Origin of the sequence: Curtobacterium sp. PsM8, from assembly GCF_030433875.1 — a bacterium.
In the GTDB taxonomy this organism is placed as follows: Bacteria; Actinomycetota; Actinomycetes; order Actinomycetales; family Microbacteriaceae; genus Curtobacterium.
This window is the reverse complement of the sequence record NZ_JARUXD010000114.1, coordinates 1-6,761: the sequence shown is the minus strand read 5'-3', so window position 1 is coordinate 6,761 and position 6,761 is coordinate 1. Positions and strand designations below refer to the sequence as shown.

The following is a 6,761-nucleotide window of genomic DNA, read 5'->3' as shown; positions in this document are numbered from 1 at the left end:
CCCCGCCCCCCCCCGCCCCCCCCCCCCCCCCCCCCCCCCCCCCGGGGGGGGGGGGGCCCCCCCCCCCCCCCCCCCCCCCCGCCCGGGGGTCATTGCCGCCGCACCCGTCGGAGCCCGACGAGGACCCCGCCCGCGGCCGTCAGGAGCAGTGCCGCCGTGCTGACGGCCAGCAGGCCCGTGCTCCCGGTGAACGCGAGCGCGCCCGCCGTTCTCGTCGCGCCGGCGCTGCTGTCCTCGGACGCCGGGGCCGGCGTGGGGGAGGCGGTGGCGTCGCCGGACTCCCCGGAGTCGCCGGGGAGGTCCGGTTCGACCGGGACGACGCCGAAGCCCGGATCGACGGTGCCGGGCGGATCGACGACGTCGTTCCCGGTCAGGATCCCGGCGTCGATCGTGTCGATCCGCTGCACGCCGACCAACTCGTCGTCAGCGTCCGTGATCCGTGCGACCGTGGTCTCCGCAGTCCGGCCGTCCCGACCTGCATCGGAGTCCACCGTCCGGTCCGTCCCCACCAGCGCACGGGTGAACGAGCGGCCCTCGGGGGCGCGGAAGACGACCGTGTACTCCCCGGGCCGGAGCGCTCCGAAGCGGTAGTCACCGGCGCCGTCGGTCACGGTGGCACGATCCACGGTTCCGCCGTGGTCGTCCGTCCCGGTCAGGCGGACGTCGACACCCGCGATGCCCGGCTCGCCGGGGTCCTTGATGCCGTTGCCGTTCTCGTCGGTCCAGACGTGGTCGCCCAGGGCACCGGCGACGATGCGGATGCTCGCCGGGTTCGACAGCACGCCCAGGGACAGGTTCGAGGCGCGCAGGCCGAACCGGTTCGTGTACCGGTCGCCGTCGTGCTGCCCCTCGGTCTGCACGGTGATCCGGTGGGTGACGGTCTGGCCGACGGCGACGGGGGCGCCGCGGAGGAGGCGGAAGGCCGTCACGTCGGCGAGGGAGTCCGGACACCCTGCGGTACCGAAGTCCACCTCGGCGCACCAGGGCGTTGACCCGCCAGGCTGGTTCGACGGGTGCGTCCCGTCGAGGTCGACGTCGCCCGGAGCCGCCGCGGTGTACGTGACGGACTCGTCGGCCGCTGCCTCGGGTACGACCGCTGCGGCGAGGCGGACGGAGCCGTTGAAGGACGAGTTCAGGGCGTCCCGGTCGAACGGCAGGACGTCGATCAGGTCGGCATCCTGGATCGGACTGGCGTCCGTGTTCGTGTAGTCGAGCTGCCACTCGAGGTGGTCGCCCGTGACGACGACCGGTTCGACGGCGGTCTCCCGGACCCCCACTCCGCCGGTGGCGACGATCTGCACGGCGCGCTCTGCCCCGCGGTACCGCTCGTCCGATCGGTCGCTCGGTGAGGCGACGACGACCTCGTTGACGACGGGTGCCGCGGGCGCGGTCGTCGCCACTTCGGCGGTGTAGGTGATCGGGGCCACCTCGGTGTTGGGGGCGACGTCGTGGAGGGTCCAGGTGAGACGCTGTCGTCGCTGCCCGTCGGCGTCCGTGATCATGTCCGTCTCCGGAGCGAGCGATCCACTTCCGGCAACGTAGTTGACGTGCGGCGGCAGGACGTCCCGGACGGTGAGGTCGGACGGCTTGCCAGTCGTGTTGCCGTTCGTCAGGGACGGGTAGAGGGCGTAGTCGAGGGTGTTGCCCGCGACGGTGAAACTGGTCGTGTCCGGGGTGTCGGTGGCGTCGTACCCGGCATCGACGACCTTCTTCGTGACCCGGGCGAGGTTCTCCGTCACGAGGACGCTGTCCGAGAGCCCGCCGGCAGCGAGTCCAGGGTCGGAGGTGACGTCGTGGAACCAGGGCTCGTCGGTGCCGAACCGCAGGTGGCCGAAGTCACGAGCCCGGGTGCCGTCGGCGACGTCCTTCGTCTCGACGAAGGAGTACAGGGCTGCGGTCCTGCCGCCCGCGAGGTCACCGGTGGCACGGATCGCTCCCACCCTGTCGATGCCGCCGGGGACGTCCTCGGGCTGGTCGTACCAGGGGCCGGCGCTGTCGTCGCACGTCGCCTGCCGCTGGCCTTCGACGGGGCTGGCCATGTCGTAGGCGGCGTACTGGACGGTCCCGCCGGTGAGTCCTGTGCTCCACGCCGCGACCCGTTGGGTACCGAGCCGTGTGAGTCGCTGGGTCGCACGGTCGTAGGTGTCGCAGAGCACCATGCCCTGGTAGGGCCGGATGCCGTTGTTCCAGGCGGTGACGTCACTGCGGAGTGGCGTGCCCGGCGTCACCCAGGGGTCACCCTCCCGTGCTGAACCGGCCGAGACGCTGGCGCCCTCGTCGTGCACGCGGTAGAGGTGCTTGCTTCCGTTACCGGGCGCCAACTCCGTGATGTTGCGTGCCGCTCGGTTGTCGGCGAGGGGTTCGGTGGAGCCGGGGAAGTTGGGAGCTCCGCTGATCGAGACCGTCCGCAGCGGTGAGTACGTGTTCACCGAGTCCACGCTCGTGTCCGCCGGCGGCGTCGGCATCCACACGGACAGGTAGCCGGAGACGAAGTAGGCGCGGTTCGGCTGCGTCAGCACTCCGGTCACCCCGGACGTGGGTAGATGGGTCGGGTCCGTCACGGTGCCGGTGATCGTCACGGACACCGGTTCGCCGGCCGCCTTCTGTTCACAGGTGATCGTGCCCGACTCCGTGACGCTGCTGCTCGTTCCACCTCGACCACCGGGGAGGTTGCCGAACCGCCAGTCCGTCCGGTCGTTCACCCCGCAGACCGACTGGCCGCCGTTCCAGAGCACGGCTCCTGAGGGGACGTCACCGAGGATCTCCGAGAGGTCGTCGGTGAAGGTCATCGGTCCGGCGCTCCGCTCGAAGCCCAACAGGCCCTGTCCCGGTACGACCGGCTCCCAGTCGACGGTGACGGGGTAGACCAGCTGGATGCCGCGGGTCGCGCCGTCCGGACCGAGGACCCCCGTGTTCAGGCGTGAGGCGGTGATGTTCTTGCTGAGGTTGTACCGCGCCGCGGCTGAGACCGTCACCGGCGGTGCAGCTGCAGTGATCACGCCGTTCTCGGCATCATCCGCCGTTCCGGTCGCCACGACGTCGAGCCGGTCGCCGTTCCGGAGGTCGCCGGAGACGTCGAGGACGGCGGGGACAGCGACCGCCTGCCCTTCGGCGACGTCGCCGAGGTTGCAGACGAGATCGGCACCCGTGATCGAGGACCCCACTCCCTGGCAGGGGCCGGGGACGCCGGCCCAGGAGGTGCCCGCGGGAGCGGTGAGGGTGAAACGCTCGTTCGTGCTCGGGCCGCCGCTGGAGTTCATGGTGACGCGGTAGGTGACGGCGTCGAGAGTCCGAACGATCCTGTTGCCGGCGCCCGCGTCGGCCCCCGGACCGTCCTCCGGAGTGAACGGGCCGTTGCCGTCCTTCGCGATCTCGAGGGCCAACCCGACGACGGCCCTGGTGGCGGCCATCGATGGCGGGTCGGTCGAAGTGGCCGCTGCGGCTGCGGTCGGAAGGGTCACGGCGAGCGTGACACCCAGCGCGAGAGCAGCACGCGTCATGGCGCGTGGTTGCATGAGGACTCCGTCTGTTGGTCGGTTCAGGCATCGCAGGTCGATGACTCCGGCGATGATATGCCGACATGATCAGGTGATACGCCCAACATGAACACGAAATACTGAACCGATCTCGCACCCTCGGGTCACTCGAGATCGACGACCCGCTCCTCCCCGAGCACCGGCACGAGCGCGCCCGCCGACACGCTCGCCAGCTCCGCCTCGAGGGCCGCGATCCCGTCCGCCGGCACCCAGAGCTCGAACACCGCCTGTTCGCCGTACGCGGTGTCTCCCGAGGTGGCGTCATGACGAGCCACCCAGGCCCGCAGGGCGTTGTCGACCCGCCCGGCGTCGGCATGCGGCACCGCGACGCGCACCCTGGTGCGGGCGGCGCGTCGGACCACTGTCGCCCGGTCCAGCGCCTCGGACACGGAGGTCGAGTAGGCGCGGACGAGGCCGCCGGCGCCGAGCTTCACCCCACCGAACCACCGGCTGACGACCACCACCACGTCGGTCAGGTCGCGGCGTCGGAGCACCTCGAGCATCGGCACCCCGGCGGTGCCGGAGGGTTCGCCGTCGTCGGAGGAGCGCGCCTGGTCACCCAGGACGCCCGTCACCATCGCGCTGCAGTGGTGCCGTGCGTCCCAGGACCGTCGGCGGACGTCGGCGATCACGGCCTCGGCGGCTGCCGGGTCCTGGGCGGGGTGTGCGGTCGTGACGAACCGGGAGCGGGAGACGACGAACTCGTGCTCGACCGGGCCGGCGATGGTCGAGGGGTACCGGCGCGACACCCTACCGAGGGTAGTCGGGCAGTAGCATGGCGGAGCACGGGGATCGAAGGGGGACGACGATGACGGCATCACTGCCGAAGGGCGGCGTGCTCGACGCGGGCGAACTCGCGCGTCGGCTCAACCTGCTGCTCGACTTCGAGGAGTCGCAGCGCGGCGCCCCCGTGCCCTTCGCCGAGATCGAGCAGTACGTCGACGCGCGCGGCGGGTCGCTCTCCCGGGCGAAGTGGACCTACATGGTGTCCGGGGACGGCCGACGCAACAGCGACACCCAGCTCCTCCGACTGCTGGCCGGCTTCTTCGAGGTCGACGACGCCTTCCTGCTCGAGGACAGCGACCTGCCCGAACGCATCGGCGCGCAGCTCGCACTCGTCCGGTCGATCCGGTCAGCACGGGTCAGCGGTTTCGCGGCGCGGACGTTCCCGGGGGAGCTCTCCCCGGACGCACTCCGGCGCATCGCCGAGGTCATCGAGCAGGAGTCCCGTCGCGGCGGTGCCGCATGAGCGACCCCCGCGTCCTCGAACGCTTCTGGGAGATGGGTGCCGACGCGGGCTGGACGGGGATCGAGGACGCCGTCGCCGCTGCCGAGCAGCTCGTCGGCAAGGCGATCCGGGTCCGGGAAGAGTCGTTCCTGGCCGACGAGCCGGTGTGCGGCTTCGTGGCGACCCTCGAGCACCAGCACCTGGTGATGATCTCGCCGACGCCGTCCCCGACGTTCCGCGCGTTCGTGATCGGGCACGAGCTCGGCCACGTCCTGCACGGGCACCAGGAGTCCGCTCCCCAGGCTGCGGCGATCCGCGCCCTGATCCCGGACCTGCCGCAGTACAAGGTCGAGCGCGCGCTCGCCCGGGGCCTGTTCGAGAACGAGTACGAACGGCAGGCCGAGCTCTTCGCGGACCGTCTCGCGCAGCTCATCCGGGGTCACCGCGAGCGTCCCAGCCCGTTCCGCGGGGTCTTCGGGTGATCCTCGCGCTGGTCCAGGCGGTCCTGCTGGTCGCCGGCACGGTCGTGCTGGCGTTCCTGCAGCGCGGCCAGGACCGGACGCTGACGATGACGTTCCTGCTGTTCTCGGCGACGATCGTCGCCGGCGTCGATCCGCTGTACCGCGCCGTGGACCCGTTGCTCGGTGGTCGGAACGTGCTGACGCTGGTCTGTGACGTGCTCATGGTCCTGGGGACCAGCACGCTGCTCTGGGGCGTCGCGAAGGCCGTCGGGGCAGCGCGCGTCTGGATGCGGAACGTCGTCGTCGGCTCGTGCTCGGTCGTCCTCGTGCTCATCGTCCTGGCCTTCGCCACGCTCGACCCGGTGCCGACGACGACCACCTTCATGCTCGCGGTCGGACACCAGCCGACGGCGGCCGTGTACTCGATCGCGCAGACGACTTACCTCGGCCTGGCGCTCGGTGCGACGGGCGCCATCTGCGTGCTGCGCGTCCGGGAGGCCCGCACCGGCCTCGACCGCGTCGGACTCTGGGTGCTCGTCGCCGGTGGGGTGTTCGGTGCCGTCCGCATGGTCGTCGTCGCCGTGATGGACCTGGCGCACGTCGCCGGTCGGATCGACGTCACGCACGCCCTGGGCCTGCCGTACGACATCACGACGCCGGGGGCCGTCCTGCTGGTCGCCTCCGGCATGCTCCTGCTGGTCGTCGGGCACCGGGTCGGGCAGGGCCGACGCAGTGCTGCGCTGGCCCGGGCGCTCCAGCGCCTCGAGCCCGTGCACGCGCGGCTCGGCACCGACAACGAGTACCCCGACTCGGACGACCCGGCGACCCGGTTGAGCCGGCTCATCGTCGAGGTCAACGACGGCGCGCGTCGCAGCCGCCGACCGCTCGACGCCGCGGACCGAGCGGCCCTCGCCGAGGCTGAAGCGGTCCTCGCGACCGCCTGAACGGAGCCCGCGCGCGGGCCCGCGCACGGCTCGGGACCGGGCCCGGAACCGGGCACTGAACCCGGCCCGGAACCCGGCCCGGACCCGTCCCGGTGAACATCCGGCGCGGATCCCTCGCGGCCCGTCGGGGCCGGCACGCCCCTCGTGTAGGCTCTGTAGCACGTGCTACACCTGGTGTGGCCGCGGGTCTCGGCCGGTCGTGGGGGGCGGCCGAGGCCCGGACGTACAATCGTCGGGTGCTCGTCTTCGCCGCAGTGGTCCTGTTCATCGGTGCCGTCTTCAACGTGATCGCCTGGCCGCGCTTCTTCCAGCGCGTCGCGAAGGACACCCGGGCCCGCGACGCCGCCGGCCGCCCGACCACGTTCTGGCGCGTGCACTTCATCCTGATGCTCATCGGGCTCGCGATCGCCGCCGCCTCGGTCGTGGCCGCGGTGCTGCTGCTCGTCTGACGACGGCACCGCACCCAGATCTGACGGACGGGGGGCCCCGGGGGGCCCCCCCCCCGGGCCCCCCGCCCGGGGCCCCCCCCGGGGGCCCCCGGCCGGGGCCGCACCCGGCCCCCCGCGCGACGCCGGCCCCCGGCGGACGGCCC

6 protein-coding genes are annotated in these 6,761 nt (G+C 72.3%); 4 read left to right on the top strand and 2 right to left on the bottom strand.

All coding sequences use genetic code 11. The annotated features are described in order from the left end of the window. Positions 1–89 precede the first annotated feature (89 nt). Together QCD68_RS16590 and QCD68_RS16585 are read right to left on the bottom strand one after the other, a co-directional pair. Entirely contained in the window at positions 90–3,410 is a 3,321-nt protein-coding gene (locus QCD68_RS16590; RefSeq protein ID WP_301223816.1) for an SdrD B-like domain-containing protein, read from the bottom strand. Positions 3,411–3,640: 230 nt separating this feature from the next. After that, positions 3,641–4,285, bottom strand: coding sequence for an IMPACT family protein (locus QCD68_RS16585; RefSeq protein WP_301223815.1), 645 nt, complete (start codon positions 4,283–4,285; stop codon positions 3,641–3,643). A gap of 59 nt (positions 4,286–4,344) precedes the next feature. On the opposite strand from QCD68_RS16585, the gene QCD68_RS16580 reads away from it, so the two are divergent. The 4 genes from QCD68_RS16580 (at position 4,345) to QCD68_RS16565 (ending at position 6,618) form a co-directional block, all read left to right on the top strand. Further along, positions 4,345–4,785, top strand: a complete 441-nt coding sequence (locus tag QCD68_RS16580; RefSeq protein WP_301223814.1) for a hypothetical protein — start codon at positions 4,345–4,347, stop codon at positions 4,783–4,785. Continuing rightward, the gene (locus tag QCD68_RS16575) at positions 4,782–5,246 is read left to right on the top strand and encodes an ImmA/IrrE family metallo-endopeptidase (protein WP_301223813.1); all 465 of its coding nucleotides are present in this window, start codon (positions 4,782–4,784) and stop codon (positions 5,244–5,246) included. The genes QCD68_RS16580 and QCD68_RS16575 overlap by 4 nt, the downstream gene beginning before the upstream one ends. Then, positions 5,243–6,169, top strand: coding sequence for a hypothetical protein (locus tag QCD68_RS16570; protein ID WP_301223812.1), 927 nt, complete (start codon positions 5,243–5,245; stop codon positions 6,167–6,169). The genes QCD68_RS16575 and QCD68_RS16570 overlap by 4 nt, the downstream gene beginning before the upstream one ends. A gap of 236 nt (positions 6,170–6,405) precedes the next feature. Then, complete coding sequence (locus tag QCD68_RS16565; protein WP_111076340.1) at positions 6,406–6,618, top strand: SCO4848 family membrane protein; 213 nt, start codon at positions 6,406–6,408, stop codon at positions 6,616–6,618. Positions 6,619–6,761 lie beyond the last annotated feature (143 nt).

Excerpts from the sequence above, each read along its gene's own strand:
- QCD68_RS16590 (WP_301223816.1), bottom strand. The coding sequence starts at position 3,410 with ATGGCCGCCACCAGGGCCGTCGTCGGGTTGGCCCTCGAGATCGCGAAG.
- QCD68_RS16580 (WP_301223814.1), top strand. The coding sequence starts at position 4,345 with ATGACGGCATCACTGCCGAAGGGCGGCGTGCTCGACGCGGGCGAACTC.
- QCD68_RS16575 (WP_301223813.1), top strand. The coding sequence starts at position 4,782 with ATGAGCGACCCCCGCGTCCTCGAACGCTTCTGGGAGATGGGTGCCGAC.